This window comes from Burkholderia pseudomultivorans (assembly GCF_902499075.1).
Taxonomy (GTDB): Bacteria; Pseudomonadota; Gammaproteobacteria; order Burkholderiales; family Burkholderiaceae; genus Burkholderia; species Burkholderia pseudomultivorans.
The window spans coordinates 70,885-96,207 of sequence record NZ_CABVPP010000014.1; the positions used below are offsets into that span (position 1 = coordinate 70,885).

Genomic DNA, 25,323 nt, shown 5'->3' on the forward strand with positions numbered 1-25,323 from the left:
GGTGCCGGGCCGCGCCCGGCCGGGCGTCACGCGTGCTCGTTGCGGCCGCCGAGGTAGTCGAGCTTGCCGAGCTCGACGCCGTTGTGGCGCAGGATGTCGTACGCGGTCGTGACGTGGAAGAAAAAATTGGGCAGCACGAAGTTCAGCAGGTACGACTGCCCGGTGAATTCGATCGGGCCGACGCGCATCTTGAGCACGATCTGGCGCGCTTCGCTGCCGTCGATCTGCGCGGCGTCGAAGCTCTTCAGGTAGTCGATCGTCTTCTGGATGCGCGCGTGCAGTTCGTCGAAGGTCTGCTCGACGTCGGGATAGCTCGGGATCTCGACGCCGGCGAGCCGCGCGGCGCAGCCCTTGGCCGTGTCGGTCGCGATGTACACCTGGCGCACGAGCGGCAGCATGTCCGGATAGAGGCGCGCGCCGGCGAATACCGACGGGTCGATCTGCTTTTCGGCCGCGTGCGCCTGCGCCTTGCCGAGGATGTGCTGCAGATTGGTCAGGCCACGAATCAGCACGGGCAGCGAGGCCTGGTACATCGAGATGGACATGGGAACGACTCCTTGTGGAAGAGAGCGGCGGCGCGCCATGCGTTGCGGCGTCGGAACCGCTGTCGTCGCATCTTAGCGCGGCCGCGTGTCGCGTGCGCGTCGATGGCCGTTCGGCCGGGGGCGGTGCAACGCGCCGGCGGTCACGCGTGCCGCAGCCAGTCGATCATCCGTCGGTGCCGGTCCGCGAGGTTGGCCGGCGATTGCGGCACGTGATCGTCGCCCCAGTAGCGGATCAGCCGCACGTCGCGCTTCAGATGCGTGAGCGCCGCGAACATCCGTTCGCTTTGCTCGAGCGGCACGTAGTCGGCATCGCCGTGAATCAGCAGCAGCGGCGTCGTGATCCGTGCCGCATGCATGACCGGGCTGAGCGCGTGATAGGCGTCCGGGCGGCTCCACGGGGCCGCATCGAGGCGCCAGCTGTTGTCGGCGAGCGTCTTGCCGGGCAGCCCGAAGCGCTCGGGGCGCTCGTCGCCGCCCGTTTCGTAGCGCAGGCGCGGATCGAGCGACGCGTAAAGCGCGGCCGCGTCGCTGATGCCCGCGCTCGACATCCCCGAGCGGAACATCGGCGTGTGCGCGAGCAGCATCATCGCCGCCCAGCCGCCAAGGCTGTGGCCGTACAGGTGCAGCCGGTCGCGATCGACGTATCCGGCGTCGACCGCCGCGTCGACGGCCGCGCGAACGTCGTCGAGCATCCTGTCCGCCATCGATGCGGGGTCCACGCCGAGCACGCTGCGCATGTTGACGTCGATCACGGCGAAGCCGTGGGCGGCGAACAACTGGAGGTTGAACGGCAGCGGGCAGTCCGGTTCGTGGAACATGTGCGGACGGCGCGCGGTTTTCTCGTGCGGATACACCCAGACGACCGCGGGCAGCGGCGCGCCCGCGCAATCGGGCGGCAGCAGCACGTCGACGAAGCGCGGGCGGCCCGGTTCCACGCCGCGACACGGAAGCCGATGCGCGGTGCCGGTCGCGATGCCGGCCAGCTGGCGGTTCGTTTCGAATACGACCGTCGCGTCGTCTTGCGCGTCGGCCGGCCGCACCGTCAGCCGCGTGGCGTCGCGGCCGTGTTCGATGCACGCGGCATATCGGCGGTCCGGTTCCGGCGGCACGCGTTCGCGGCGTACGCCGTCGGCGGCGGCCGGCGGTTGTGCGTCGCCGTCGTCGTCGTCAGGCGCGGTGGGCGGTTCGTCCGGAGTCGACGCGCTCGACAGCCCGGCCTGCGCGCACTCGTCCGGCGACAGCGCGCGCAGCGTGCCGGCGACCGGGTCGAACGCCCACCAGTCGGGCGCCCGTTCGTCGGACGCACCGGCGAACGACCGGCTGTCGAGCACATCGGCCGTCGGCCGCCGGCCGAGCGCGTTGGCTTCCCATGCATGGCGCGCGTTCGCAAACAGGCGGCGGTGCAGGTGCGCCGCGATCGGCGTGGCGCCTTGCGGCAGCAGCGGCAGCGCGACCCGGCCGTCCGCGAGCCAGATGAACGGACCGTCGCGATCGAGCGGGGAGAGGTCGAGGCTGCGCGAGGTCGCGATCGGCGTCACGGCCGCGGTCGCCGGATCGATCAGCACCGCGTGCGCGGCGTCGTCGTCGGCCGACAGCGCGACCGCGGCGATCCATCGTCCGTCGGGCGACCACGACGGCGACCCGCATGCGCGGCCGGTCCGCACGTCGCCGGCGAGCCGGCGCAGCGTGCGCTCGGCAAAGACGAACCGGTACAGCTCGGCGCGATCGAGGCCGCCGAGGTAGGGGCGGTCGAAGCGCAGCGCGTCGCCCAGCGGACGGATGACGGCGAAGCAGATCGAGCCGCCGTCCGGCGACAGCGCGCAGGTGCGGCCATAGCTGCGCTGGAAATCGTCGAGCGACAGCAGGTCGTCGACGGTGAAGCGGCGAGGTTGCGTGGAATCGGGGCGGGCGACTGTCACGCAGGCTCCTGATCGGATCGGCGAGAGCCGATAGACACGAAGCGCCGGGCGCGAGTTCCGGTCGATGCCCGGGCGGGCCGGCTTTCAATGCGTGCCGCCGCCGGATAAAAAAACGCCAACCCGTGTGAACAGGTTGGCGTTTCGTGCGGCGGATGACCGGGATCAGAACTGGTTCATCGTGTTGTCCTTGCCCGCCGCCTTCAGCGCTGCTTCGCCGCTGAAGTATTCCTTGTGGTCGTCGCCGATATCCGAGCCGGACATGTTCTGGTGCTTGACGCACGCGATGCCCTGACGGATTTCCTTGCGCTGCACGCCGGCCACGTAACCGAGCATGCCCTGGTCGCCGAAGTATTCCTTGGCCAGGTTGTCGGTCGACAGCGCGGCCGTGTGGTACGTCGGCAGCGTGATCAGGTGATGGAAGATACCGGCTTCGCGCGATGCATCGGCCTGGAAGGTGCGGATCTTTTCGTCGGCGAGCGCGGCCAGTTCGGAGTCGTCGTATTCGACACTCATCAGCTGGGCGCGGTCGTACGCCGACACGTCCTTGCCTGCGGCCTTCATCGCGTCATACGCCTGCTGACGGAAGTTCAGCGTCCAGTTGAACGACGGGCTGTTGTTGTACACGAGCTTCGCGTTCGGAATGACCTTGCGGATCTCGCTGACCATGCCGCCGATCTGCGCGATGTGCGGTTTTTCGGTTTCGATCCACAGCAGGTCGGCGCCGTTTTGCAGCGCGGTCACGCAATCCAGCACGCAGCGTGCCTCGCCCGTGCCGGAGCGGAACTGGAACAGGTTGCTCGGCAGGCGCTTCGGACGCAGCAGCTTGCCGTCGCGCTTGATGACGACGTCACCGTTGCCCAGCGCGTCGGCCGAAATCTCGTCGCAGTCGAGGAACGAGTTGTACTGGTCGCCCAGGTCGCCCGGCTCGCGCGTCACGGCGATCTGCTTGGTCAGGCCGGCGCCCAGCGAGTCGGTGCGCGCGACGATGATGCCGTCGTCCACGCCCAGTTCTAGGAACGCGTAGCGGATCGCGCGGATCTTCGCGAGGAAGTCCTCGTGCGGCACGGTGACCTTGCCGTCCTGGTGGCCGCACTGCTTCTCGTCGGACACCTGGTTTTCGATCTGGATGCAGCATGCGCCCGCTTCGATGAACTGCTTGGCGAGCAGGTAGGTCGCCTCGGCGTTGCCGAAGCCCGCATCGATGTCGGCGATGATCGGCACGACGTGCGTGACGTGGTTGTCGATCTTTTCCCGGATCGCGGCCTTGGCAGCAGCGCCTTCGGCGGCATCCAGCTCGCGGAACAGGCCGCCCAGCTCACGGGCGTCGGCCTGGCGCAGGAACGTATACAGCTCGCGGATCAGCGCGCTGACGGCGGTCTTTTCGTGCATCGACTGGTCCGGCAGCGGGCCGAACTCGGAGCGCAGCGCGGCGACCATCCAGCCGGACAGGTACAGATAGCGGCGCTCGGTACTGTTGAAGTGCTTCTTGATGGAGATCATCTTCTGCTGGCCGATGAAGCCGTGCCAGCAACCCAGCGATTGCGTGTACTTGGACGGATCCGCATCGTAGGCGGCCATGTCGGCGCGCATGATCTTGGCCGTGTACCGGGCGATGTCCAGGCCCGTCTTGAACTTGTTCTGCGCGCGCATGCGGGCGGCGTACTCGGGATTGATCGCATCCCATGCGCTGCCGTGCGTTTCTTTCAAAGCGGCAATTGCCTTGATGTCGTCCTGATACTGGGCCATGTGAATCTCCTGAGAAGAAAGCGTGTTTGAGAACCGGATCGAGTGGACTGCCACGTCTGTCGCAGCGAACTGCATGACTGCATTGTAGGGGCTTTTCGATGCGTGAAGGCGATGTCTTATATAAGACATAGGACTAATTTGTTCTTTATTTTTCAATGAGATAGGTCGAGTATGTCGTGATTTGGAACAGGCTTTCCAAAAAATGCGCGGGCGCGGAGCGACGGAAATCCGGAGATGGTTCCGTAATGTGAAACGATCTTTCGGGTGCTGAAGGCGGGGCGGGCAAGCGTGGTTTTGCGCGACGATCGTCGAGGGGCGACTGTCGATGCGGGTTTCGACGGGCAGGTGTTCTGGCGCGCGTCGAGTCGATCCGCCGGCAGCGGAGGTATGCAAACCCGGGTGCGGCGGGTTTGGGCAACGACAGGCAGGAGGGGAGCCTGACCGGCGTGAGGTCAGGCGAGCCAGCCGGCAGTGCCGGCTGTGGCCTTTGCGGGAATCAGGGAATGGCGGCGGCTGTCCGGAGGCGAGCGTCGGCGCCCAGGGGATCGGGCCGGGCGGGGCAAGCCGTTTTCCGGAAGCCCGATCGCTCTATATATATGCGGCGCGGAAAACGACGGCATATGGTCACGCACGCCGTCCCGCAACAGGGGCCGAGGTCGATCGCAACGAGACGACCCGGTCCGGCCGAACGCCGTATTACTTCAACGGCTTGTCGCCATCGGGCGCGGTCGACAGCATCCTTTCCACATACCGCGCGATTATGTTGAGTCTGGCTGGAAAGCCACGTCCCAAATAGGTGGGGCGAGAAAGGCTACTCGTATACCGTCAGCAATACCGTCGTGTCGCGCTGCTTGTAACGAGACGATGACAGGCGATGCTGGACGGCGCCTGCAATCGGACATCATTCAGAGCGTTTTCAGCATCTGAAGCGTTTCCGGGTGCTTGGCGACCAGTCGGATCAGCGTGGCGGCCTGTGCGTTGGGTTTGGCCTTGCCTTGTTCCCAATTCTGATACGTGCGCACGTTGATGCGCAGGCTTCGGGCCATGACAGCTTGAGATGCGTGAGATGCTTCGCGCACAGCCTTGATTTCGGCCGGCGAGACGTCGAGCGCATCGGGCACCTCGGCCTTGATCTTGCGCAGTGTGATTTTCTCTTTGCGCTCGGCAGCAAGGGCGTCGAGACCCTCAGTCAATTCAGCAAACAGATTTCGCTTCTTCATTGCTTGCTCCGTATCGTGACCTCTCTTTCCAGTAGCTTCGCGAAGGCTTTCCGCTCGTCACTGGTTAGGTCTGCCATTTCATCCTTGTCGTACAGCGTGAACAACCAGAATTGATAACCGCTAACCCAGTAGTAATAGATCACTCGTAGGCCACCGCGTTTGCCTTTCTGGCGGCGTTTGTCAGCGAACCTTAGCTTCCGCAGACCGCCGGTTCCCTTGATCAAGTCACCGGCTTCGGGATTAGCCAACAGCTCTTTCTGCAGCACGCGTACTCATCATCCGCGAGGTAGTTCTCGCGTTCACGGGAAAATGGCGGCAGTTCGATGAAGGTCGCGTGCATTGGCGAATTATACGCTACCTGCGTATAATTTCAAGGGCATGCGCTGGCGAGCGGGCCGGGCCGAACCACGCTTGTTCGCTCGGCGTACATCTTCTCTTGGTAGGACTGTTCCCTTTTTCTATGCTGTGTCTTTACTGCACTCACAAGTTGCTCAAACGCCTGAATCCTGAGGTGCTCGAGGTAGGAAGTAGCACCACGAAGCTTGGTAACTGGTATGCAACTGTTTTGCCATGGCGGCCGCAGGTTGCGATGCTTGTGAATGAGCGGACGCTATTGCCTGTGCTTATGCCGTTGGCTCCGGTGGCTAGTCTAGCGGTTAGGCTTCCGGGGGCGCTGGTGGATATACTGGCCGCCCACGGAGTGCCGCGTTCGTTCATCGACTCGGAAGTATGCGAAATGCAGGTCGTCAAATACGCGAAGACGCAAAATCGCAGCGTTGTTGGCATCATGACGGAGTTCGCACATCTCGCTGAAGCCTACCGCGCCCACGGCAAACCGACCGAACTCATCGACCTGTCGCTAAAACTGGCGCGCACACCATGCAGCCCGCTTTACAAGGGCCCCGTGTCGCCGGAGCGAGCATTGAAAGAGCTGGCCAGCGATGGGGGAGTGGGCGCCTGATCGCGAGTTGCCGCGGCGTAGTCCGTTTTGAGCGGACCGAAGGGCTGATACGCGACGCGACGGTCGCAAAGGGCCCAAGGAGTTACCCAGTTGCCGATGGGGCGAGTGCTCGCGGAACGCTGCTTCCCGCAGCGGTCAGCGACGTTGTGTGGGCGTTGCCGATGACAGCATCCGCTCCACATACCGCGCAATCATATCGACCTCGAGATTGACCTTGTCACCGGCCTTCAGATGACGCAGCGTCGTGACCTCGACCGTATGCGGAATCAGGTTGATCGAGAACTCGGAGCCGTCCGCCAGATCCTCGACCGAATTCACGGTCAGGCTCACGCCGTTGACCGTGATCGAGCCCTTGTACGCAAGGTAGCGGCCGAGCTCGCGCGGCGCGACGATGCGCAGTTCGTGCGATTCGCCGACCGGCGCGAAGCGCGACACGGTGCCGAGCCCGTCGACGTGTCCCGACACGATATGGCCGCCGAGCCGGTCGTGCGCGCGCAGCGCCTTCTCGAGATTGACGTCGCCCGGTTCAGCGAGGCCGACCGTGCGGTTCAGGCTTTCGCGCGATACCTCGACGTCGAACGCGGCGTCGGTCTTCTCGATCACCGTCATGCACGCGCCCTGGATCGCGATGCTGTCGCCGAGCGCGACATCGGCGAGGTCGAGTCCGCCGGCCTGCACGGACAGGCGCACGCCCGCCTCGGGCGATGCGCCGAGCGGAGTGATCGATTCGATGCGGCCGACGGCCGCGACAATTCCGGTAAACATCGTGACGATTCCGTTCAATGAGTGGCGGGGGGCGGCGCAAAACGCGCCAGGATCCGCAGATCGTCGCCGATCCGCTCGATCTGGTGAAACACGAGCCGCGTGCGCGCGTCGAGGTTCGCCGGCGCAGCGAGATCGAACATGCCGGCCGCGTCGGCACCGAGCAGGCTCGGCGCGAGATAGACGAGCAGTTCGTCGACGCACTGTTCGCGCAGCAGCGAGCCGTTCAGCTTGTGGCCGGCCTCGACATGCAGTTCGTTGATGCCGCGCGCGCCGAGCGCGGCCAGCATCGCGGGCAGGTCGACCTTGCCGTGCGCGTTCGCGAGCGGCACGATCTCCGCGCCGCGCGCTTTCAGCGCGGCCGCGCGCGCTTCGCCGGCAGCGTCGAGTTGACCGCAGAAGATCAGCAGCGGCGCGCCTTCTAGCAGTCGCGCGTCGAGCGGCAGCTCGAGCCGGCTGTCGACCAGCACGCGCTGCGGCTGGCGCGGCGTGTCGATGCCGCGCACGGTCAGCAGCGGGTTGTCCTCGCGCACGGTGCCGATGCCGGTGAGGATCGCGCACGCGCGCGCGCGCCACGCATGGCCGTCGAGGCGCGCGGCGTCGCCGGTGATCCACTGGCTTTCGCCGGACGGCAGCGCAGTGCGCCCGTCGAGCGTCGCGGCGCTTTTCATTCGCACCCACGGGCGGCCGCGCGTCATGCGCGACACGAAGCCGATGTTCAGCTCGCCCGCTTCATGCGCGAGCAGCCCGCAGCGTACGTCGATGCCCGCGTCGCGCAACATGCCGAGGCCGCGCCCCGACACCTGCGGGTTCGGGTCTTCCATCGCGGCGACGACCTTCGCGACGCGCGCGTCGATCAGCGCGTTCGCGCACGGCGGCGTGCGGCCGAAATGGCTGCACGGCTCGAGCGTCACGTAGACGGTCGAGCCCGCGACGTCGTGGCCGCGCGCGCGCGCATCCTTCAGCGCCTGCACTTCCGCGTGGTCGTGGCCGGCCGGCTGCGTGTAGCCTTCGCCGATCACGTCGCCGCCCTTGACGATCACGCAGCCGACGCGCGGGTTCGGCGTGGTCGTATACATGCCGCGCGCCGCCAGCGCGAGCGCGCGCTGCATGTGGGCGAAGTCGATATCCGAGAACATGCGCGTTGGCCCGGGTCAGGCGGCGAGTGCCGCGAACGCGCGGCGCGCGGCCGCGAGCGTCGCGTCGATCACCGCGTCGTCGTGCGTGCTCGACACGAAGCCGGCTTCGTACGCGGACGGCGCGAAGTACACGCCTTCGTCGAGCATCAGGTGGAAGAAGCGGTTGAAGCGCTCGATGTCGCTCTTCGTGACTTCGGCGAAGCTCGTCGGCACGCGCTCGGCGAAGTACAGGCCGAACATCGCGCCGATCGAGTCGGCCGCGAACGGCACGCCGGCCGCGCGCGCTTCGGCCGCGAGGCCGTCGGCGAGGCGCTTCGTTTGCGCGGTCAGCGCGTCGTAGAAGCCGGGCGCCTGGATCAGCTGCAGCGTCTTCAGGCCCGCGGCGACCGCGATCGGGTTGCCCGACAGCGTGCCGGCCTGGTACACGCCGCCGAGCGGCGCGAGGTGGGCCATGATGTCGCGACGGCCGCCGAATGCAGCCGCCGGCATCCCGCCGCCGATCACCTTGCCGAGGCAGGTGAGATCGGCCGTGATCCCGTAGTGCGCCTGCGCGCCGCCGAGCGCGACGCGGAAGCCGCACATCACTTCGTCGAAGATCAGCACGGCGCCGTGCTTCGTGCACAGCGCGCGCAGCGCGTTCAGGAATTCCGGCGTGCCGCGCACGAGGTTCATGTTGCCGGCGACCGGCTCGACGATCACCGCGGCGATCTCGTCGCCGAACGCGCCGAATGCTTCTTCCAGCGCGGCGACGTTGTTGTATTCGAGGACGGTCGTGTGCTTCGCGATGTCGGCGGGCACGCCGGCCGAGGTCGGGTTGCCGAACGTCAGCAGGCCCGAGCCGGCCTTCACGAGCAGGCTGTCCGCGTGGCCGTGGTAGCAGCCCTCGAACTTGACGATGCGGCTGCGGCCCGTGAACCCGCGCGCGAGGCGCAGCGCGCTCATCGTGGCCTCGGTGCCGCTCGACACCATTCGCACCTGCTCGATCGACGGCACCAGCTTGCAGATTTCCTCGGCGATCTCGATCTCGGCTTCGGTCGGCGCACCGAACGAGAAGCCGTCGGCGAGCACCTTCTGCACGGCGTCGAGTACGTCCGGATGGACGTGGCCGACGATCATCGGGCCCCACGAGCCGATGTAGTCGATGTACTGCTTGCCGTCGGCATCCCAGAAGTACGGGCCTTGTGCGCGTGCGACGAAGCGCGGCGTGCCGCCGACCGAACGGAACGCGCGCACCGGCGAATTGACGCCGCCGGGAATGGTCTTCTGGGCGCGTTCGAAGAGGATCTGATTGTTGGACATGAGCGAAACCTGCGAGAGAACGGCGCGGGGCCTGTGCACGGGCCGGCGCCTGGGCGGAACGATCGTCCGATTGTACCGGAGACGCGCGCGGCGGGCCCGCGGGCGGGATTGCGGCCTTTCGGCGCGGGCGGGATTGGGCGATCCGGTGCGTCGACGGGAGGCGGAAGGGCGGGGCGCTTGCGCAGCGACGCTGTTGCGGGCTGGGCGGCGCAGGGGTACAGCCGGTCCGCCGAAAAGCCGATGCGACCCGCTTATCGCGTCGCCTATCCCTTCTCTTGTCGCGGCGGCTTGCGCCGGCCGCCGGTCAGCTCGGCCCAGCGCTTCTCGAGCGGGCCTTCGACCATCGGCTTGATCGACGTGCCGGACGTCTGCGCGTCCCAGGTCTGCACCGAATACGGATGCACGCGCAGCGCGTCGCGCGGGATCACGACTTCCTGATGGCCGTCGACGAGCCAGTCGTACACGAAGTCGATGCAGAGCCGGTAGCCGCGTTTGGTCGCCGGATCGGGCACCTCATAGGGCGCGCGCGTCACGTAGCCGGAGCCGAACACGCCTTTCGGCTCCTTCGCGACGCGATGCAGGAACACGCGGTCGCCCGGCAGGATGCTGCGCGCGAAGCCGCAACCCCATACGTCGTGCACGGCCTCGCCGGCCTTCACGCGTGCGGCGACGTCGGGCAGTTCGGGCCACGGCCATTTCTTGGGGCTCCAGATCAGCAGGAAGGCGGTCATCGGTTCGGTCGTGCGGCAGATTGTTCAGACAAGGAAAGCAAGCTTAATCGAATCCGCGCCCGATCGCGTGCGGGTGTCGCGCCGGTTGTGTAAACAAGTTGCGCGTACAATCATGGGCCTGATCGCGCCGACCTTGGCGCCGTCTGCCGTCTTCACCGCCACGCGCGCCCCGATGCGCGCGGGCTTCATCCCGGATTCCCATGTCACACGCTGTCCGGCGCCGGCCCGATGCCCGGCTGATCCTGTTGCTCGGTGCGCTCGCCGCCTGCGGGCCGATCGCCACCGACATGTACCTGCCGAGCCTGCCGTCGATCGCCGACGGCTTCTCGGTCAGCCCCGGCGCCGCGCAGCGCACGCTGACGAGCTTCATGGCCGGCTTCTCGATCGGCATGCTGCTGTACGGCCCGCTGTCCGACACCTGGGGCCGCCGCCCCGTGCTGCTCGGCGGCATCGCGCTGTTTACGCTCGCGAGCGTCGGCTGCTTCGTCGCGGGCTCGATCGACATGCTGATCCTGGTGCGCTTCCTGCAGGCGCTCGGCGCGGGCGCGGCGTCGGTGCTCGCGCGTGCGATCGCGCGCGACGCGCACGAGCCGACCGACGCGGCGAAGGTGCTGTCGATGGTCGCGATCGTCACCGCGGTCGGCCCGCTGCTCGCGCCGCTGATCGGCGGGCAGATCCTGCGTTTCGCCGGCTGGCGCGGCGTGTTCGTCGTGCTCGCCGCGTTCGGTGCGCTGTGCGCGGCGGCCGCGTATCTGCGCGTGCCCGAGACCTGGCCGAAGGAGCGGCGCAAGAGCGCGGCCGTGCTCGCGTCGTTCGCGGCGTACGGACGCATCCTGTCCGATCCGGTCGCGTGGGGCCACATGCTGTGCGGCGGGATGGCGTTCGCGTCGATGTTTTCGTACATCACCGCGACGCCGTTCGTGTACATCGAGTATTTCCACGTGTCGCCGCAGCACTACGGGCTGCTGTTCGGGCTGAACGTCGTCGGCATCATGATCGGCAACTTCGCGAACACGCGGCTGGTCGGCCGCATCGGCTCGCTGCGGATCATCGCGGCCGCGTCGCTGGTGAGCTGCGTCGCGTCGCTCGCGGTCGCGCTCGTCGCGCTGACGGGGTGGGGCGGGCTCTGGTCGATCGTCGTGTGCCTGTTCTTCGTGGTCGGCGTGGTCGGGATCCTGTCCGCGAACTGCACGACCGACCTGATGCATCGCTATCCGCACAACGCGGGCGCGTCGGCGGCCGTGTTCGGCGCGATGCAGCTCGCGCTCGGCGCGCTGGCGAGCGTCGCAATCGGCGCGCTCGCGGACGGCACGCCGTTCGCGATGGGCGTCACGATCGGCGTGTCGGGCGTGCTGTGTTTCGTCGGGCGCGTGCTCGTGCTGCGCTGGCACGGCCGGCCGGTGAAAGCGGGCGCCTGAACCGGCCGCGGCCGAAGAAAAAACGCCACCGTGCGCGATGCGCCGGTGGCGTTTTGTTTGGCTGCGGGCGCCGGGCGCGACACCCGGCGGGTGTGCGACGCGGCATGGCGCCGCGTGCTCAGTCGCGCGTGACGTCCTTCACCGCCGGCGATGCGCCGTGGCTCAGCCAGTCGAGCACGTCGGCGGTTTCGTCGTCGCTCGCGCGCGCCTTCGCCTGCGCGACGGCTTCGGACAGTTCGCCGTTCGGCGATGCGCGGCGGATCGCGACGCCGACCGCGAGGATGTCGATCATCAGCAGATGCAGGATCCGCGAGATCATCGACAGCTGCGATTCGCGCATCTCGATGTGATCGGTTTCGAGCGCGACGGTCGCGCGCTTTGCGAGCGGCGTATTGCTCGACGTGATCGCGATCACCTTCGCGCCGGCCTGCATCGCGACGTCGAGCACGCGCAGCAGCTCGGGCGCGCGCCCGGACTTCGACACCGCGACGATCACGTCGCCCTTGCCGAGCAGCGCGGCCGACGCGGCCTGCATGTACAGGTCGCCGTACGCGATGGTCGGGATCCCGAAGCGAAAGAACTTGTAGTGCGCGTCCTGCGCGACGATGTTCGAGTTGCCGAGCCCGTAGAACTCGATGCGGCGCGCGCCGTTCAGCGTCTCGATCGCGTTCTCGACATGCTCGAAGTTCAGGTGCTCGCGCAGCTGCAGGATCGCGGAGACCGTATTGTCGAGCACCTTCGCGCCGAAGTCGGTGGCCGTGTCGCCGAGATGTACCTGGCTGTGGCTCATCGGAATCGTGCCGGTGAGGCCCGTCGCGAGCTTCAGCTTGAAGTCGGACAGCCCCTGGCAGCCGAGCGAGCGGCAGAAGCGGATCACGGTCGGCTGGCTGACGTCCGCCTTGCGCGCGATGTCGACGATCGGGTCATTGATGATCGAGCGCGGGTGATTCAGCGCGAGATCGGCGACGCGGCGCTCGGCCGGCGTGAGTGCATCGCGCATCTGGCGGATCCGCTCGAACACGGCCGACGACGCGCCGCCCGAGCGGTTCGACAACTGCTCCGCAAGGATCGCCGACACGCCGAGGAACGCCGGATATTCGGCGGTGATCAGGTAGGTCGGGATGTTCGCGAGATACGCTTCGAAGCGGCCCTTCGCCTCGAAGCGCGCGCGGAACGGCGAGCGCGTGAACAGCTCGCCGAGTTTCAGCGCGACGCCGCCGCCGATATAGACGCCGCCGAGCGCGCCGAGCGTCACCGCGATATTGCCGGCGAACGTGCCGAGAATCGCGCAGAAGCAGTCGACCGTCTCGAGCGCGAGCGCGTCGCCTGCATGCGCGCGCTCGACGATCTCGGCCGTGTCGACGGTCGCGGCGACGCGCTTCTTGTCGCGCGCGGCGAGCGCGCGATAGACGATCTCCATGCCGGGGCCCGCGCACACGCGCTCGAACGACACGTGCGGAAACTTCTTGCGCGCGTACTGCAGCACCAGATCCTCGCGCTCGTCCTGCGGCGCGAACGACGCGTGGCCGCCTTCGCTGCCGAGCGCGATCCAGCGGTCGTCGGCCGGGATCAGCCCCGAGACGCCGAGCCCGGTGCCGGGGCCGAGCAGGCCGATCACGCTGTTCTGGCGGCGCGTGCCGCCGCCGATCTGCACGCGCTGCGCGTCGGTCAGGCCCGGCAGCGCCATCGCGAGCGCGGTGAAATCGTTGACGACCAGCAGCGTGTCGAAGCCGAGCGCGCGGCGCGTCGCCTCGATCGAGAAGCTCCAGTCGTGATTGGTCATCGTGACCTGATCGCCGTCGACCGGATTCGCGATCGCGATCGCCGCGTGGTTCACGCGGCTGATCTTCACGTCCTTCAGATACTTGCGGATCGCGTCGGTGATCGTCGGATAGTCGGCGCCGGGATGGACGCGGATCTGCGTGATCTCGCCCGGCCCGGTTTCCAGCGCGAAGCGCGCGTTGGTGCCGCCGACGTCCGCGAGCAGGCGCGGGCCGTCGGCATGCTGGCCCGCGACGACGGCCTTACTTTGCGCACCAGTAGACATCGAGCTTGGTCCCCTTGTCGTTGGCCAGTTGAGAAATCGCGTTCTTCTGCAGCGTGGCCGCCGCGGCGTCGAGGACGTCGCGCTTGCGGCTGCCCGCGATCAGCAGGAACAGGCGCCCGACGCGCTTGAGCGCATCGAGCGAGAAGCTCACGCGCGCGTGCGGCGCGGCGCCGGGATGCACGGCGACGAAGCGCTCGGACGTCGCGATCGCGCGGTCCCATTCGGGCGCGTCCGCGAAGATCGACGCGGTGTGGCCGTCCTCGCCCATGCCGAGCACCGCGACGTCCGGCACGCGATAGTCGGGGTTCGCGTTCAGCGCGGCGACGTGCGCGTCGAGCGTGGTGCGCGTGTCGACGAGCGGCAGGAAGCGGGCAGGGGCCGCCGCATGCTGCAGCAGCGTGTCGCGCACGAGCTGCGCATTGCTGGCCGCGTCGTGCTCCGGCACCCAGCGGTCGTCGACCAGCGTGACGTCGACGCCGGCCCAGTCGAGCGGCGCGTGCGACAGCGTTTGCAGGAACGGGCGCGGGCTGGTGCCGCCGGACACCGCGAGCGTCGGCCGCGCGGCGCCGGCGAGCGCGGCGCGCAGCGCGTCGCCGACGGCGTGCGCGAGCGCTTCGCTTTGCGCTTCCTGGGTGTCGAAAGCGTGGATCTCGATCACATCTCCTCCGGACTGCTTTGTCTGTTCAAATCGTACGAATCGTGGGGCGCGCCGCCGTGCGCGTTCGGGCGCGCGGCCGCGGCGGCGGCAAACCTCAGTTCTCTTCCTCGAGCCAGCACGTGCCGTGCTGCGCGAGCATCGCGCTCGCCGCGGCCGGTCCCCACGTACCCGCCGCGTACGGCTTCGGCGGCTTCAGCGAGCGCGCCCATTCGTTCAGGATCGGCTCGACCCACTGCCACGCGGCTTCCTGCTCGTCGCGCCGCACGAACAGCGCGAGACGACCGTTGATCACGTCGAGCAGCAGGCGCTGGTACGCCTCCATCTGCCCTTCCTTGAAGAACTGGTCGAACGCGAGGTCGAGGTGCACGCTGGCAAGATTCATCCCTTCGCCGGGCTGCTTTGCGAGACAGTACAGGCGGATCGTTTCGTTCGGCTGCAGGCGGATCACGAGGCGGTTCGAGCCGGGCCGCAGCGCGGTCGGCCCGAGCGCCGAGTGCGGCACCGGACGGAAGTTGACGACGATCTCCGCGACGCGGTCCGCGAGCCGCTTGCCGGTGCGCAGGAAAAACGGCACGCCGGCCCAGCGCCAGTTCTCGATCTCGGCCTTCAGCGCGACGAAGGTCTCGGTCTGGCTGTCGGGCTTCACGCCCGGCTCGGTCGCGTAGGCCGGCACCTGCGCGCCCTTGATCACGCCCGCATGATACTGGCCGCGCACCGCGACCTTGCCGATGTCGCGCGGATCGACCGGCTTCAGCGCCCGCAGCACGCGCAGCTTCTCGTCGCGCACCGAGTCGGAGTCCATCGAATGCGGCGGCTCCATCGCGACGATCGACAGCAGCTGCAGCAGGTGGTTCTGCACCATGTCGCGCAGCGCGCCCGTATTGTCGTAGAAATCGCCGCGCGCCTCGACGCCGAGCTCCTCGGCGATCGTGATCTGGATGCTCTCGACCCATTCGCGGCGCCACAGCGGCTCGAACAGCGCATTGCCGAAGCGCAGCGCGAGCAGGTTCTGCACCGGTTCCTTGCCGAGGTAGTGGTCGATCCGGTAGATCTGGCCTTCCGCGAAGATCTCGCCGACCGCATCGTTGATCGCGGTCGACGAACGCAGGTCGTAGCCGAGCGGCTTCTCGAGCACGATGCGCGAGCCTTCGTTCAGCCCGACCGACGCGAGCGCCTTGCAGATCGGCACGAACAGCGACGGGCCCGTCGCCAGGTAGAACACGCGGATGCCGGGCAGCGACGCGATCGCGTCGCGCAGCACGACGTAATCCTCCGCGCGGCCGAGATCGAGCTTCACGTATTCGATGCGATCGAGGAAGGACTTCCACGCGGCTTCGTCGAAGGCTTTGCCGGCCGCTTTTGCCGCGTGCGGCTTCACATGCGTGTCGACCCAGTCGAGATAGCCGGCGCGATCCGATTCGTGTCGCGCCACGGCGACGATCCGGCCGCCTTCCGCGAGCATCTGCGCGCGGTGCGCTTCGAACAGCGCAGGCAGGATCTTGCGCATCGACAGATCGCCGGTGCCGCCGAAAAGTACGAAGGTAAAGCTGGAATCGGTATGCATGTGTCTCCGCCCGGTTTGAAGTAGCTGGGAAGCGATCCGTAGTGCGATAAAAATATTTTTGACACTGATTTGTAGTTTAACTACAATCCGCCGAAAGGGGTAGCACCCGGACGAAGAAAAAATGAAGCGCGGCCGATGCAACGCGCGGGCTTCGTCGCCGGGAACGCCTTGTGCCGAATGTTATCGGACATTGACGGCGCGCATCGTTCGCGCGCCGCCGGCCCCCGGGCTCGTGCCGCACCGCGGCGAGCCAGAAACACAAAGAGGAGACACGCAGTTGAATCTCAAGTCACGCTTTCTGTAAGAGCCCGGCCGGTCATCGGCCCCGTGCGCGACACGCGTCTCGCGGCTCGATTTCCCCGTCGTCGTCAAGAAGCCGTTCCCGGTGAGGGAACTTCACGAGTTGATTCAGTCTGGAGGAGATAGGTAATGAAAGTTCGCTCGATCATGGGTGCGCTGTGCGCCGCAGGTCTGATGGCAGGCGCCGCGGCAGCGCAGGCGGCCGAGAATGTGACGGTGCTGCACTGGTGGACCTCGGGCGGCGAGTCGAAGGCCGTCGGCGTGCTGAAGGACGACGTACAGAAAGAAGGCTACGTGTGGAAGGACTTCGCGGTCGCGGGCGGCGCCGGCGCGGCGGCGATGACCGCGCTGAAGACCAAGGTGATCAGCGGCGACGCACCGTCGGCCGCGCAGATCAAGGGGCCGCTGATCCAGGACTGGGCCGACCAGGGCGTGCTCGTCAACATCGATTCCGTGGCCGGCGACTGGAAGCAGAACCTGCCGCCCGAAATCGACAAGATCATGAAGTACAAGGGCCATTACGTCGCCGCGCCGTTCTCGGTGCACCGCGTGAACTGGCTGTACCTCAACAAGGCCGCGCTCGACAAGGTCGGCGCGAAGGTGCCGACCACCTGGCCGGAGTTCTTCGCGGTCGCCGACAAGCTGAAGGCCGCGGGCATCCAGCCGGTCGCGATGGGCGGCCAGCCGTGGCAGGACCTGACGCTGTGGGAAGACGTCGTGCTGTCGCAGGGGCCGGCCTTCTACAAGAAGGCGCTCGTCGATCTCGACCAGGCCACGCTGACCTCGCCGCAGATGCTGTCGGTGTTCGACACGGTGCGCAAGATCCAGGGCTATTTCGACGCGGGCCGCAACGGCCGCGACTGGAACCTCGCGACCGCGATGGTGATCAACGGCAAGGCCGGCATGCAGTTCATGGGCGACTGGGCGAAGGGCGAGTTCGAGAACGCCGGCAAGAAGGCGGGCAAGGACTACATCTGCGCACCGGTGCCGGGCACGACCAATGCGTATACGTTCAACGTCGATTCGTTCGTGTTCTTCCAGCAGAAGGGCCAGAAGGCCGCGACGCCGGGCCAGCTCGCGCTCGCGAAGACGATCATGACGCCGGACTTCCAGGAGCAGTTCAGCCTGCTGAAGGGCTCGATCCCGGTCCGCCTCGGCGTGAAGATGGACAAGTTCGACGACTGCGCGAAGAAGTCGTACGCCGACGAGCAGACCGCGATCAAGTCGGGCGGCTACGTGCCGTCGCTCGCGCACGGGATGGCGCAGGGCGATGCAACGGCCGGCGCGATCACCGACGTCGTCACGAAGTTCATGAACTCGCAGCAGGATTCGAAGAGCGCGGTCGCCGCGCTCGCGCGAGCCGCGAAGGTGAAGTAACGCGCGACAGGCGCCCGGCCGCACGCGCTGGATCGGCCGGGCGTTCTTGCATGTGCAGCAAACGGGCTCGCCTGCGGGCCCGTGCCGTGTCCGGCGCCGGCTTCGGCCTGCGCCGCCCTCGTTCCAGGAGTCGAATCAAGTGGCTGCCCCTCTTAGCGGAAACGGATCCGGCGCTGCCGCCGCGCGGCGCACGTCGCCGATGTCGGCGTTCGCCGATCGCTGGATTCCGAAGCTCGTGCTTGCGCCGAGCGTCGCGATCGCCGTGGTGTTCATCTACGGCTTCATCCTGATCACCGGCTATCTGTCGCTGACCAATTCGCGGCTGTTGCCGAACTACGAATTCGACGGCTTCGGCCGTTACACGGACCTGTTCCAGAACGACGTGTGGTGGACTTCCGCCGCGAACCTCGGCTGGTTCGGGATTCCGTTCATCGCGATCTGCGTCGCGCTCGGGCTGTTCCTCGCGATCCTGCTCGACCAGAAGATCCGCAACGAAGGCGCGCTGCGCGCGATCTTCCTGTATCCGATGGCGCTGTCGTTCATCGTCACGGGCACTGCGTGGCAGTGGATCCTGAACCCGGGCCTCGGCCTCGAGAAGGTGATGCACGACTGGGGCTGGACGAGCTTCTCGTTCGGCTGGCTCGACGATCCGGACAAGGCGATCTTCTGCGTGGTGATCGCGGCCGTGTGGCAGTCGACCGGCTTCGTGATGGCGCTGTTCCTCGCGGGGCTGCGCGGCGTCGACGCGGAGATCTTCAAGGCCGCGCAGGTCGACGGCGCGACGCTGCCGACCATCTACCGCAAGATCGTGATTCCGAGCATGCGCCCGGTGTTCTTCTCGGTGCTGCTGATTCTCTGCCACATCACGATCAAGACCTTCGACCTCGTCGTCGCGCTGACGGCCGGCGGCCCCGGCACGTCGTCGTCGCTGCCGGCGATGTTCATGTACACGTTTTCGTTCAACCGCGGCCAGCTGGGCCTGGGCGCGGCGTCGTCGGTGATGATGCTGGCGACCGTGGTCGCGGTGCTCGTGCCGCTGATGTATATGGAATCGAGGAGCACGCGCAATGCAGCCTAAGATGACCATCAGCCGGGCGGTGATCTACGCGGCATTGATCCTGTTCGCGCTGTACTTCCTGTTCCCGATCTACGTGATGCTGTCGACGTCGTTCAAGGATCTCGACCAGCTGCGCACCGGCAACCTGCTGACGCCGCCGACGCACTGGACTTTCGCGCCGTGGGTGAAGGCGTGGAGCGAGGCCTGCACCGGCGTGCGCTGCGACGGGATGAAGCCGTTCTTCCTGAACTCGATCCAGATGGTGATTCCGGCCGTGCTGATCTCGTCGCTGATCGGCGCGTTCAACGGCTACGTGCTCACGCACTGGCGCTTTCGCGGCGCGGACGCGCTGTTCACGATGATGCTGGTCGGCTGCTTCATTCCGTTCCAGGTGATCCTGCTGCCGATGGCGCGGCTGCAGGGCATGTTCGGGCTCGCCAACACGATTCCGGGCCTCGTGTTCGTGCACGTCGTGTACGGGATCGCGTTCACGACGATGTTCTTCCGCAACTTCTACGTGAGCGTGCCGGCCGAACTCGTGAAGGCCGCGCGCATCGACGGCGCGGGCTTCTTCACGATCTTCACGAAGATCCTGCTGCCGGTGTCGCTGCCGATCTTCATGGTCTGCCTGATCTGGCAGTTCACGCAGATCTGGAACGACTTCCTGTTCGGGATCGTGTTCTCCGGCGTCGACTCGATGCCGATCACGGTCGCGCTGAACAACCTCGTCAACACGTCGACGGGCGTGAAGGAATACAACGTCGACATGGCCGGCGCGATCATCGCCGCGCTGCCGACGCTGCTCGTCTACGTGATCGCCGGCCGCTACTTCGTGCGCGGCCTGACGGCGGGCGCGGTGAAGGGCTGAAGACGACCGAGCTGCCGCGCGGGCGACGCGCGGCGCATCGCAACGAACCGGACGCGGCGCGGGATGCGCGCCGAACCTTGCACGGGACCGGAGCGCGCGCAGCGCGCTTCGGCCGACACCAGAGACAGAGGATTCACAGCATGGCAAGCCTTTCCATCCGTGACGTGTACAAGACTTACCCGAACGGGGTGCCGGTCCTGAAGGGTGTCGACATCGACATCGAGGACGGCCAGTTCCTGATTCTCGTCGGCGGTTCGGGCTGCGGGAAGTCGACGCTGCTCAACATGATCGCCGGGCTCGAGACCGTCACGAGCGGCGAGATCCGCATCGACGGCAAGGTCGTCAACGACCTGTCGCCGAAGGACCGCGACATCGCGATGGTGTTCCAGTCGTACGCGCTGTACCCGTCGATGACGGTGCGCGACAACATCTCGTTCGGCCTGAACATCCGCAAGGTGCCGAAGAGCGAGCAGCAGCAGATCGTCGATCGCGTGTCGCAGATGCTGCAGATCCAGCACCTGCTCGACCGCAAGCCGGGCCAGCTGTCGGGCGGCCAGCGCCAGCGCGTCGCGATGGGCCGTGCGCTCGCGCGCGATCCGGCGCTGTTCCTGTTCGACGAGCCGCTGTCGAACCTCGACGCGAAGCTGCGCATCGAGATGCGCGCTGAAATCAAGCTGCTGCATCAGCGTCTGGGCACGACGATCGTCTACGTGACGCACGACCAGATCGAGGCGATGACGCTCGGCGACCGGATCGCGGTGATGAAGGACGGCGTGGTCCAGCAGTTCGGCGCGCCGCAGGAGATCTACGACTCGCCGTCGAACCTGTTCGTCGCGGGCTTCATCGGCGCGCCGCCGATGAACTTCATCAACGGCAAGCTGGTCGAGCAGGGCAGCGGGATCGCGCTCGAGATCGACACGGGCCTCGCGCGCAGCGCGCTGAACCTGCCGTTCGATGCGGCGAAGCTGAAGTCGCACGTCGGCCGCGAAGTGATCCTCGGGCTGCGTCCGGAGCGCATCACCGACGCGCGCAGCGCGCACAACGGCGAGGCGTCGCGACTGCAGCCGGTCGACGTGCGCGTCGACGTGACCGAGCCGACCGGGCCCGACACGCACGTGTTCGCGCAGGTGAACGGCAAGCGCATCGTGAGCCGCGTGCATCCGGCCGCGAACCCGCAGCCGGGGCAGACGCAGTCGCTGCTGTTCGATGTGTCGAAGGCGGTGTTGTTCGACCCGGCGTCGGAAGAGCGGATCGCGTGATGTGAATGGGCTTGGGGTATCGGCGATGCGTCCGAGGCGTATTTGATCGGGACGCTCGTCGATTGCCCCCGGCTCCGGTGGCGGCGCTGGCTTCGCCATGACGGCGGCGTCCTTCGCCGATGCACCGGGAAGAGGTCGCGATCAGGGACTCGGCTGCGACAGGAAATACGAACCAATCGCATGCAGCACGGGAATGAACAGCAGGCACACGAAGACGGCCGGAAAATAGAACTTCGACTCGCGCACCCGGGAAAACAGGCCCGCTACGGCGACGAGCAGGCAAACAAGCGCGAGCGTGCCGAACAGGTCGCTGTCCGCGATTACCGAAAAGAATGGCCGCATCTCCGCACCTCGGCTACCGGTTGAATTCGGCGAAATTCCAGCGATATAGCTGGAACTGCCTCAGAAAGTCCTGGGCTTCGGCGCCCGTCGTGTTGTTTCTGTAGTCCCACCCACTTGTGCTGAGCGTATAGCGACCCTCCTCGACTCGCATACCTGCGTAACTGGCGTTTTGTGGATCGGCACGATTGCGTCCGATTATCCGCATGATTGTCGTCAACGGACGAACGATCGCGCCACTCGAATTCCCCTGCATGATCGAAATCGACGACGGCGAGACACGTGTGACCAATTGAACGTGGTGTCCGATACCTGCCCGATCATTGGCCTGAACCAGCATATCCCCAGGAAGGATCGACTCGGGCGTTTGAAGTCGCGTGGTGTTCGAACCGGTGCGTTGTATGTCCGGTGCGCCGAAAGTTAGCGACACCATATCGGCATAACCGTACATTGTCGAATCGTATCGGTGGTGCTCGGATTCGCCGTAGATTTCCACATTCCGATAACTTCGCACCCCGGTTGTCAGCTTGATCGGCAATCCTCTCAATGCGGAGAACTGGATAAGTATCCGTAGCGCAAAGTCCTCGCACGTAAATCTATTCGCGCGCGTTGTTCCTTTTCGATCCCAGTACGTTTCCGTTTGGATCTGTCGTGCCAGTTGCTCGACGGTGCGGTGGTATTCGTCGATGTCCGCGTCGGTCCACTCCCGGAGTGTTTTCCAGAATGTTTTGAATTGCGCAACGACGATCTTCGGTGAAGTATCGCCTGTTGGGGTCGTTGTGTGTGCCGCGACGCGCTTGTATCGGTTGCCGCCGGGCGAGATATGAGTATGTCCCGGCATGGCTATTCTGCGAGATAGATCGTGATGTTCTCGGCGTGCGGTACGGCCGCGAGCAGGTGCGTTTGACCGTGCGCGTCGGTTTTGCCGTACTCAAACTCCCCGGTTTCACGCTGCAACGCATAAGCGACGTTGTTCAGTGGATTCCCTGCAATATCGCGAAGTACGAAGCGATCGTCGTAAGCTTGCGGCGTAGATGCCGCTGTGACGGGCGTTGCAGCGGCAACGGGCTGCACTCCGATAGGGTTTGGCGCGCAGCTTATTTTCCATTTGCGCCCGTAAACGGAGATGATCCGGGGTGGACGTTCACAACGGCATCGAACCCAGTCGCCACTCAGGGCTTGAAGCCTCCCGGCAGACGTAAAGTCGCGCATCCTGTTGGCGTTGAGAGTCCCGGGTGCGGCCTCGATCGTTCCAGTGCTCCCGCATGCGTCGCACCACGCACGTTGTCCGAGGAACGCGATTCTCCGGTGCTTACCGTCGCTGCCCATGATTGTTGTGCATCGACCGCCCTCAAGGACCCGACCGCCACTGTCCAACGGATCATCTTCAACTACCGCGTAAAGGATCGTCATGTCGATTCCGTGCATTTATCTGCGTCGGCAGAACGTAGCACGGCACATCGATCGCTGAAAGCTATTTGTAAAAAACCGTGTCTAACAGATTGCCTCGCAGTGCGAGCAGCGTCGCATATGAAACGGGGCCGTCGAAACGGCCCCGCGCATTTCAGGTGGAAATTGACCTCAGTGCGGCAACCGCACGTCGAACTTGAATGTCGCGAGCCGCGCGACGAGCGTGAAGCCGGTCGCGAGCAGCACGCTGTACACCGAGTCGAACTGCAGCCATACGAGCAGCAGGTAGAACCAGCAGCCGACGAACGCGCAGGTCGCGTACGGTCGCGAGTCGCGCAGGATCAGCGGGATGTCGTTGCACAGCACGTCGCGGATGATCCCGCCGACCACGCCGGTGATCACGCCCATCATCACGGCGATGAAGCGCGGCATTTCCGCGTCGAGCGCGATCGCGGTGCCCGAGATGCTGAAGATCCCGAGCCCGATCGCATCGGCGACGAGCAGCACGCGCTCGGCCGACAGTCGCGACAGCATCCGCAGCACGAACGGCGCGAACAGCGCGAGCACGAAGATCGCGATCACGTAGTCGTCGTGCACGACCCAGTAGAACGGCCGGCGTTCGAGCAGGATGTCGCGCAGCGTGCCGCCGCCGAACGCGGTGGCCAGCGCGACGACGAACGTGCCGACCGAGTCGAGGCGGTTCTTGCGCGCCTCGATGAAACCCGAAATCGCGAACGCGAGCGTGGCGATCGCCTCGAGGATCGCGATCGCGAGCGTCAGCCTAGGATGCGGCACGCGGCCCCCGCTCGCCGGGCGCCGCGAGCGGCTGCAGCAGCACGAGCACCGCGCCCGCACCGCCGTCGTGGCCGCGCGCCTCGCAGAACGCGATCACCTCTTCCTTCTGCACGAGCCACGCGCGCACCTTGCCCTTCAGCACCGGTTCCTTGCCGATCGAGCCGAGCCCCTTGCCGTGGATCACGCGCAGGCAGCGCAGCCCTTTCTTGCCGGCTTCGCGGATGAATTCGGCGAGCGCGTCGCGCGCCTCGTCGCGCCGCATCCCGTGCAGGTCGAGCTGCGCCTGCACGATCCACGCGCCGCTCCGGAGTTTGCGCACGACGTCGCGGCTCACGCCGGGGCGGTGGTAGTACAGCGACTCGTCGCTGTCGAGCAGCGTTTCCGGATCGAATTCGTCGGACAGCGTCGCGCTCAGCACCGCTTCCTCGTCGCGCTGCGTCTGCTTCGGCACGGGATCGGGCGGCGTGCGGCCGGACGCCGCGCGCGGCGGCGCGTTCAGCGGCTGGATCGCGCCGATCTCGTTGCGGAACAGGTTCGCATCGGCCTCGGCCTGGCGCGCGGCCTTCGCGGTTTCGACGCGCGCGCGTTCGCGCCGTTCGGCTTCGCCCTGTAGCGTCTTGCGCAACGCGCCGAGCGCGGCGAGGCCCTGGCCGCGCAGCGCGGCGGGATCGGCGGCGGGCGGCGGGGTGGCGGGCGCGGGGTTCGCGGGACGGGCGGCGATCTGCCGCTTCGCGGGATCGCTCGGATGGGGCTGGTTCTTCGCCATGATTCGGTCGCAGGGCAGGCGCGTTCGGGCGCGCGGGCACAAAAAAGCCGCTGCGCGACGGCAGCGGCTCCGGCCAGGCCTGCTTCGCGGCAGCGGACGCCATTGTAGCGCCCGGCGCGAACAGGCTCGGCTTACTTCTTGTCGTGCAGGCTTTCGAGGTAGCGCTGCGCGTCGAGCGCGGCCATGCAGCCCGTGCCGGCGCTCGTGATCGCCTGGCGATACACGTTGTCCTGCACGTCGCCCGCGGCGAACACGCCCGGCACGCTCGTCGACGTCGCGTTGCCGTGCAGGCCGCTCTTCGTCAGGATGTAGCCGTCCTTCATCTCGAGCTGGCCCTGGAACAGGTCGGTGTTCGGCTTGTGGCCGATCGCGACGAACAGGCCCTGCACCGCGATGTCTTCGGTCGCGCCGGTCTTCACGTTCTTGATGCGCAGGCCCGTGACGCCCGAATCCTCGCCGGTCACTTCGTCCAGCACGCTGTCCCACTTGATCTCGACCACGCCTTCCTTCTGCTTCTCCAGCAGGCGGTCGATCAGGATCGGCTCCGCGCGGAACTTGTCGCGGCGGTGGATCACCGTGACTTTCTTCGCGATGCCGGTCAGGTAGAGCGCTTCCTCGACGGCCGTGTTGCCGCCGCCGACCACCGCGACTTCCTGGCCGCGATAGAAGAAGCCGTCGCAGGTCGCGCAGGCCGACACGCCCTTGCCCATGAACGCTTCCTCGGACGGCAGGCCGAGATACTGCGCGGACGCGCCGGTCGCGATGATCAGCGAGTCGCACGTGTATTCGCCCGAGTCGCCGATCAGGCGGATCGGCTGCTCGTGCAGCTTCGCGGTGTGGATGTGATCGAACACGATCTCGGTGTTGAAGCGCTCCGCATGCGCGAGGAAGCGCGCCATCAGTTCCGGGCCCTGCACGCCGTTCGCGTCCGCCGGCCAGTTTTCGACGTCGGTCGTGGTCATCAGCTGGCCGCCTTGCGCGATGCCGGTGATCAGCACCGGGGACAGGTTGGCGCGGGCTGCATAGACGGCGGCCGTATAGCCGGCGGGGCCGGAACCGAGAATCAGGACTTTGGCGTGTTTGGGCGTGGACATGTGCGAAATCCGTAAAAGGCGGCCGTGGCGGCCGGGGTAGGGCTCGCCG

At 66.5% G+C, this 25,323-nt stretch carries 24 protein-coding genes; 6 read left to right on the top strand and 18 right to left on the bottom strand.

Translation table 11 applies throughout. The features are described 5' to 3' along the window. Nucleotides 1-26: 26 nt before the first annotated feature. The 5 genes from BST28156_RS12565 to BST28156_RS12585 form a co-directional block, all read right to left on the bottom strand. Nucleotides 27-545: a DUF1993 domain-containing protein gene (locus tag BST28156_RS12565; protein WP_009693893.1), complete on the bottom strand. Its 519-nt coding sequence runs from the start codon at nucleotides 543-545 to the stop codon at nucleotides 27-29. A 140-nt stretch (nucleotides 546-685) separates the two neighbouring features. Beyond that, entirely contained in the window at nucleotides 686-2,464 is a 1,779-nt protein-coding gene (locus BST28156_RS12570) for a S9 family peptidase (RefSeq protein WP_174902321.1), read from the bottom strand. A gap of 162 nt (nucleotides 2,465-2,626) precedes the next feature. Continuing rightward, nucleotides 2,627-4,210, bottom strand: a complete 1,584-nt coding sequence (locus BST28156_RS12575) for an isocitrate lyase (protein WP_174902322.1) — start codon at nucleotides 4,208-4,210, stop codon at nucleotides 2,627-2,629. Between the two features lie 905 nt (nucleotides 4,211-5,115). After that, entirely contained in the window at nucleotides 5,116-5,430 is a 315-nt protein-coding gene (locus tag BST28156_RS12580) for a helix-turn-helix domain-containing protein (RefSeq protein WP_174902323.1), read from the bottom strand. Continuing rightward, nucleotides 5,427-5,696 carry a type II toxin-antitoxin system RelE/ParE family toxin gene (locus BST28156_RS12585; RefSeq protein WP_080430594.1) on the bottom strand — a complete coding sequence of 90 codons (270 nt, stop codon included), beginning with the start codon at nucleotides 5,694-5,696 and terminating at the stop codon, nucleotides 5,427-5,429. Before BST28156_RS12585 ends, BST28156_RS12580 begins: the two co-directional genes overlap by 4 nt. Before the next feature lie 194 nt (nucleotides 5,697-5,890). Here BST28156_RS12585 and BST28156_RS12590 point away from each other — a divergent pair, with 194 nt between their 5' ends. Continuing rightward, nucleotides 5,891-6,391, top strand: coding sequence for a DUF6933 domain-containing protein (locus tag BST28156_RS12590; RefSeq protein ID WP_174902346.1), 501 nt, complete (start codon nucleotides 5,891-5,893; stop codon nucleotides 6,389-6,391). 135 nt (nucleotides 6,392-6,526) lie between these two features. Here BST28156_RS12590 and BST28156_RS12595 read toward each other — a convergent pair whose 3' ends face one another. From BST28156_RS12595 to BST28156_RS12610, 4 genes are all read right to left on the bottom strand, one after another. Continuing rightward, nucleotides 6,527-7,156, bottom strand: a complete 630-nt coding sequence (locus BST28156_RS12595) for a riboflavin synthase (protein WP_174902324.1) — start codon at nucleotides 7,154-7,156, stop codon at nucleotides 6,527-6,529. 14 nt (nucleotides 7,157-7,170) lie between these two features. Then, nucleotides 7,171-8,292, bottom strand: a complete 1,122-nt coding sequence (gene ribD / locus BST28156_RS12600; RefSeq protein ID WP_060242493.1) for a bifunctional diaminohydroxyphosphoribosylaminopyrimidine deaminase/5-amino-6-(5-phosphoribosylamino)uracil reductase RibD — start codon at nucleotides 8,290-8,292, stop codon at nucleotides 7,171-7,173. A 15-nt stretch (nucleotides 8,293-8,307) separates the two neighbouring features. Beyond that, nucleotides 8,308-9,591, bottom strand: coding sequence for a glutamate-1-semialdehyde 2,1-aminomutase (gene hemL, locus BST28156_RS12605; RefSeq protein ID WP_060242495.1), 1,284 nt, complete (start codon nucleotides 9,589-9,591; stop codon nucleotides 8,308-8,310). Nucleotides 9,592-9,854: 263 nt separating this feature from the next. Next, the gene (locus BST28156_RS12610; RefSeq protein WP_174902325.1) at nucleotides 9,855-10,322 is read right to left on the bottom strand and encodes a hypothetical protein; all 468 of its coding nucleotides are present in this window, start codon (nucleotides 10,320-10,322) and stop codon (nucleotides 9,855-9,857) included. A 200-nt stretch (nucleotides 10,323-10,522) separates the two neighbouring features. On the opposite strand from BST28156_RS12610, the gene BST28156_RS12615 reads away from it, so the two are divergent. Beyond that, complete coding sequence (locus BST28156_RS12615) at nucleotides 10,523-11,740, top strand: Bcr/CflA family multidrug efflux MFS transporter (protein ID WP_060242500.1); 1,218 nt, start codon at nucleotides 10,523-10,525, stop codon at nucleotides 11,738-11,740. A 118-nt stretch (nucleotides 11,741-11,858) separates the two neighbouring features. Here BST28156_RS12615 and BST28156_RS12620 read toward each other — a convergent pair whose 3' ends face one another. The 3 genes from BST28156_RS12620 to zwf form a co-directional block, all read right to left on the bottom strand. Further along, nucleotides 11,859-13,787, bottom strand: coding sequence for a bifunctional transcriptional regulator/glucokinase (locus tag BST28156_RS12620; protein ID WP_174902326.1), 1,929 nt, complete (start codon nucleotides 13,785-13,787; stop codon nucleotides 11,859-11,861). Next, on the bottom strand, nucleotides 13,765-14,445 hold the full coding sequence (pgl, locus tag BST28156_RS12625; protein ID WP_174902327.1) for a 6-phosphogluconolactonase: 681 nt from the start codon (nucleotides 14,443-14,445) through the stop codon (nucleotides 13,765-13,767). The genes BST28156_RS12620 and pgl overlap by 23 nt, the downstream gene beginning before the upstream one ends. Nucleotides 14,446-14,539: 94 nt before the next feature. After that, nucleotides 14,540-16,009: a glucose-6-phosphate dehydrogenase gene (gene zwf, locus BST28156_RS12630; RefSeq protein WP_060242507.1), complete on the bottom strand. Its 1,470-nt coding sequence runs from the start codon at nucleotides 16,007-16,009 to the stop codon at nucleotides 14,540-14,542. A 429-nt stretch (nucleotides 16,010-16,438) separates the two neighbouring features. Between zwf and BST28156_RS12635 the strand changes: the two genes are divergently transcribed. From BST28156_RS12635 to BST28156_RS12650, 4 genes are all read left to right on the top strand, one after another. Continuing rightward, nucleotides 16,439-17,686: an ABC transporter substrate-binding protein gene (locus tag BST28156_RS12635; RefSeq protein ID WP_060242509.1), complete on the top strand. Its 1,248-nt coding sequence runs from the start codon at nucleotides 16,439-16,441 to the stop codon at nucleotides 17,684-17,686. Nucleotides 17,687-17,825: 139 nt separating this feature from the next. Continuing rightward, nucleotides 17,826-18,764 (top strand): carbohydrate ABC transporter permease, encoded by a 939-nt coding sequence (locus BST28156_RS12640; protein ID WP_060242511.1) that lies wholly within the window; start codon nucleotides 17,826-17,828, stop codon nucleotides 18,762-18,764. Next, nucleotides 18,754-19,611 (top strand): carbohydrate ABC transporter permease, encoded by an 858-nt coding sequence (locus tag BST28156_RS12645; RefSeq protein WP_009692579.1) that lies wholly within the window; start codon nucleotides 18,754-18,756, stop codon nucleotides 19,609-19,611. The genes BST28156_RS12640 and BST28156_RS12645 overlap by 11 nt, the downstream gene beginning before the upstream one ends. Before the next feature lie 140 nt (nucleotides 19,612-19,751). Beyond that, nucleotides 19,752-20,870, top strand: a complete 1,119-nt coding sequence (locus BST28156_RS12650) for an ABC transporter ATP-binding protein (RefSeq protein ID WP_060242512.1) — start codon at nucleotides 19,752-19,754, stop codon at nucleotides 20,868-20,870. A 141-nt stretch (nucleotides 20,871-21,011) separates the two neighbouring features. Here the strand turns inward: BST28156_RS12650 and BST28156_RS12655 are convergent, their stop codons facing one another. From BST28156_RS12655 to trxB, 6 genes are all read right to left on the bottom strand, one after another. Further along, nucleotides 21,012-21,212 carry a hypothetical protein gene (locus tag BST28156_RS12655; protein ID WP_060242514.1) on the bottom strand — a complete coding sequence of 67 codons (201 nt, stop codon included), beginning with the start codon at nucleotides 21,210-21,212 and terminating at the stop codon, nucleotides 21,012-21,014. 13 nt (nucleotides 21,213-21,225) lie between these two features. Then, on the bottom strand, nucleotides 21,226-22,050 hold the full coding sequence (locus tag BST28156_RS12660) for a hypothetical protein (RefSeq protein WP_174902281.1): 825 nt from the start codon (nucleotides 22,048-22,050) through the stop codon (nucleotides 21,226-21,228). Nucleotides 22,051-22,052: 2 nt separating this feature from the next. Further along, a complete protein-coding gene (locus tag BST28156_RS34735) occupies nucleotides 22,053-22,622 on the bottom strand; it encodes a PAAR domain-containing protein (RefSeq protein ID WP_230960480.1) in 570 nt (189 codons plus the stop codon). A gap of 168 nt (nucleotides 22,623-22,790) precedes the next feature. Next, nucleotides 22,791-23,414, bottom strand: a complete 624-nt coding sequence (locus tag BST28156_RS12670) for a trimeric intracellular cation channel family protein (RefSeq protein WP_060242516.1) — start codon at nucleotides 23,412-23,414, stop codon at nucleotides 22,791-22,793. Beyond that, nucleotides 23,401-24,180: a Smr/MutS family protein gene (locus BST28156_RS12675; RefSeq protein WP_174902328.1), complete on the bottom strand. Its 780-nt coding sequence runs from the start codon at nucleotides 24,178-24,180 to the stop codon at nucleotides 23,401-23,403. Before BST28156_RS12675 ends, BST28156_RS12670 begins: the two co-directional genes overlap by 14 nt. A 131-nt stretch (nucleotides 24,181-24,311) precedes the next feature. Further along, nucleotides 24,312-25,274, bottom strand: coding sequence for a thioredoxin-disulfide reductase (gene trxB / locus BST28156_RS12680; protein ID WP_009689886.1), 963 nt, complete (start codon nucleotides 25,272-25,274; stop codon nucleotides 24,312-24,314). Nucleotides 25,275-25,323: the final 49 nt, after the last annotated feature.

Bases quoted from the DNA above. Each gene is read 5' to 3' on its own strand.
- BST28156_RS12565 (WP_009693893.1), bottom strand. From the start codon at position 545: ATGTCCATCTCGATGTACCAGGCCTCGCTGCCCGTGCTGATTCGTGGC.
- BST28156_RS12575 (WP_174902322.1), bottom strand. From the start codon at position 4,210: ATGGCCCAGTATCAGGACGACATCAAGGCAATTGCCGCTTTGAAAGAA.
- BST28156_RS12580 (WP_174902323.1), bottom strand. From the start codon at position 5,430: ATGAAGAAGCGAAATCTGTTTGCTGAATTGACTGAGGGTCTCGACGCC.
- BST28156_RS12590 (WP_174902346.1), top strand. From the start codon at position 5,891: ATGCTGTGTCTTTACTGCACTCACAAGTTGCTCAAACGCCTGAATCCT.
- BST28156_RS12595 (WP_174902324.1), bottom strand. From the start codon at position 7,156: ATGTTTACCGGAATTGTCGCGGCCGTCGGCCGCATCGAATCGATCACT.
- ribD (WP_060242493.1), bottom strand. From the start codon at position 8,292: ATGTTCTCGGATATCGACTTCGCCCACATGCAGCGCGCGCTCGCGCTG.
- hemL (WP_060242495.1), bottom strand. From the start codon at position 9,591: ATGTCCAACAATCAGATCCTCTTCGAACGCGCCCAGAAGACCATTCCC.
- BST28156_RS12610 (WP_174902325.1), bottom strand. From the start codon at position 10,322: ATGACCGCCTTCCTGCTGATCTGGAGCCCCAAGAAATGGCCGTGGCCC.
- BST28156_RS12615 (WP_060242500.1), top strand. From the start codon at position 10,523: ATGTCACACGCTGTCCGGCGCCGGCCCGATGCCCGGCTGATCCTGTTG.
- BST28156_RS12620 (WP_174902326.1), bottom strand. From the start codon at position 13,787: ATGTCTACTGGTGCGCAAAGTAAGGCCGTCGTCGCGGGCCAGCATGCC.
- zwf (WP_060242507.1), bottom strand. From the start codon at position 16,009: ATGCATACCGATTCCAGCTTTACCTTCGTACTTTTCGGCGGCACCGGC.
- BST28156_RS12635 (WP_060242509.1), top strand. From the start codon at position 16,439: ATGAAAGTTCGCTCGATCATGGGTGCGCTGTGCGCCGCAGGTCTGATG.
- BST28156_RS12645 (WP_009692579.1), top strand. From the start codon at position 18,754: ATGCAGCCTAAGATGACCATCAGCCGGGCGGTGATCTACGCGGCATTG.
- BST28156_RS12650 (WP_060242512.1), top strand. From the start codon at position 19,752: ATGGCAAGCCTTTCCATCCGTGACGTGTACAAGACTTACCCGAACGGG.
- BST28156_RS12655 (WP_060242514.1), bottom strand. From the start codon at position 21,212: ATGCGGCCATTCTTTTCGGTAATCGCGGACAGCGACCTGTTCGGCACG.
- BST28156_RS12660 (WP_174902281.1), bottom strand. From the start codon at position 22,050: ATGCCGGGACATACTCATATCTCGCCCGGCGGCAACCGATACAAGCGC.
- BST28156_RS34735 (WP_230960480.1), bottom strand. From the start codon at position 22,622: ATGACGATCCTTTACGCGGTAGTTGAAGATGATCCGTTGGACAGTGGC.
- BST28156_RS12675 (WP_174902328.1), bottom strand. From the start codon at position 24,180: ATGGCGAAGAACCAGCCCCATCCGAGCGATCCCGCGAAGCGGCAGATC.
- trxB (WP_009689886.1), bottom strand. From the start codon at position 25,274: ATGTCCACGCCCAAACACGCCAAAGTCCTGATTCTCGGTTCCGGCCCC.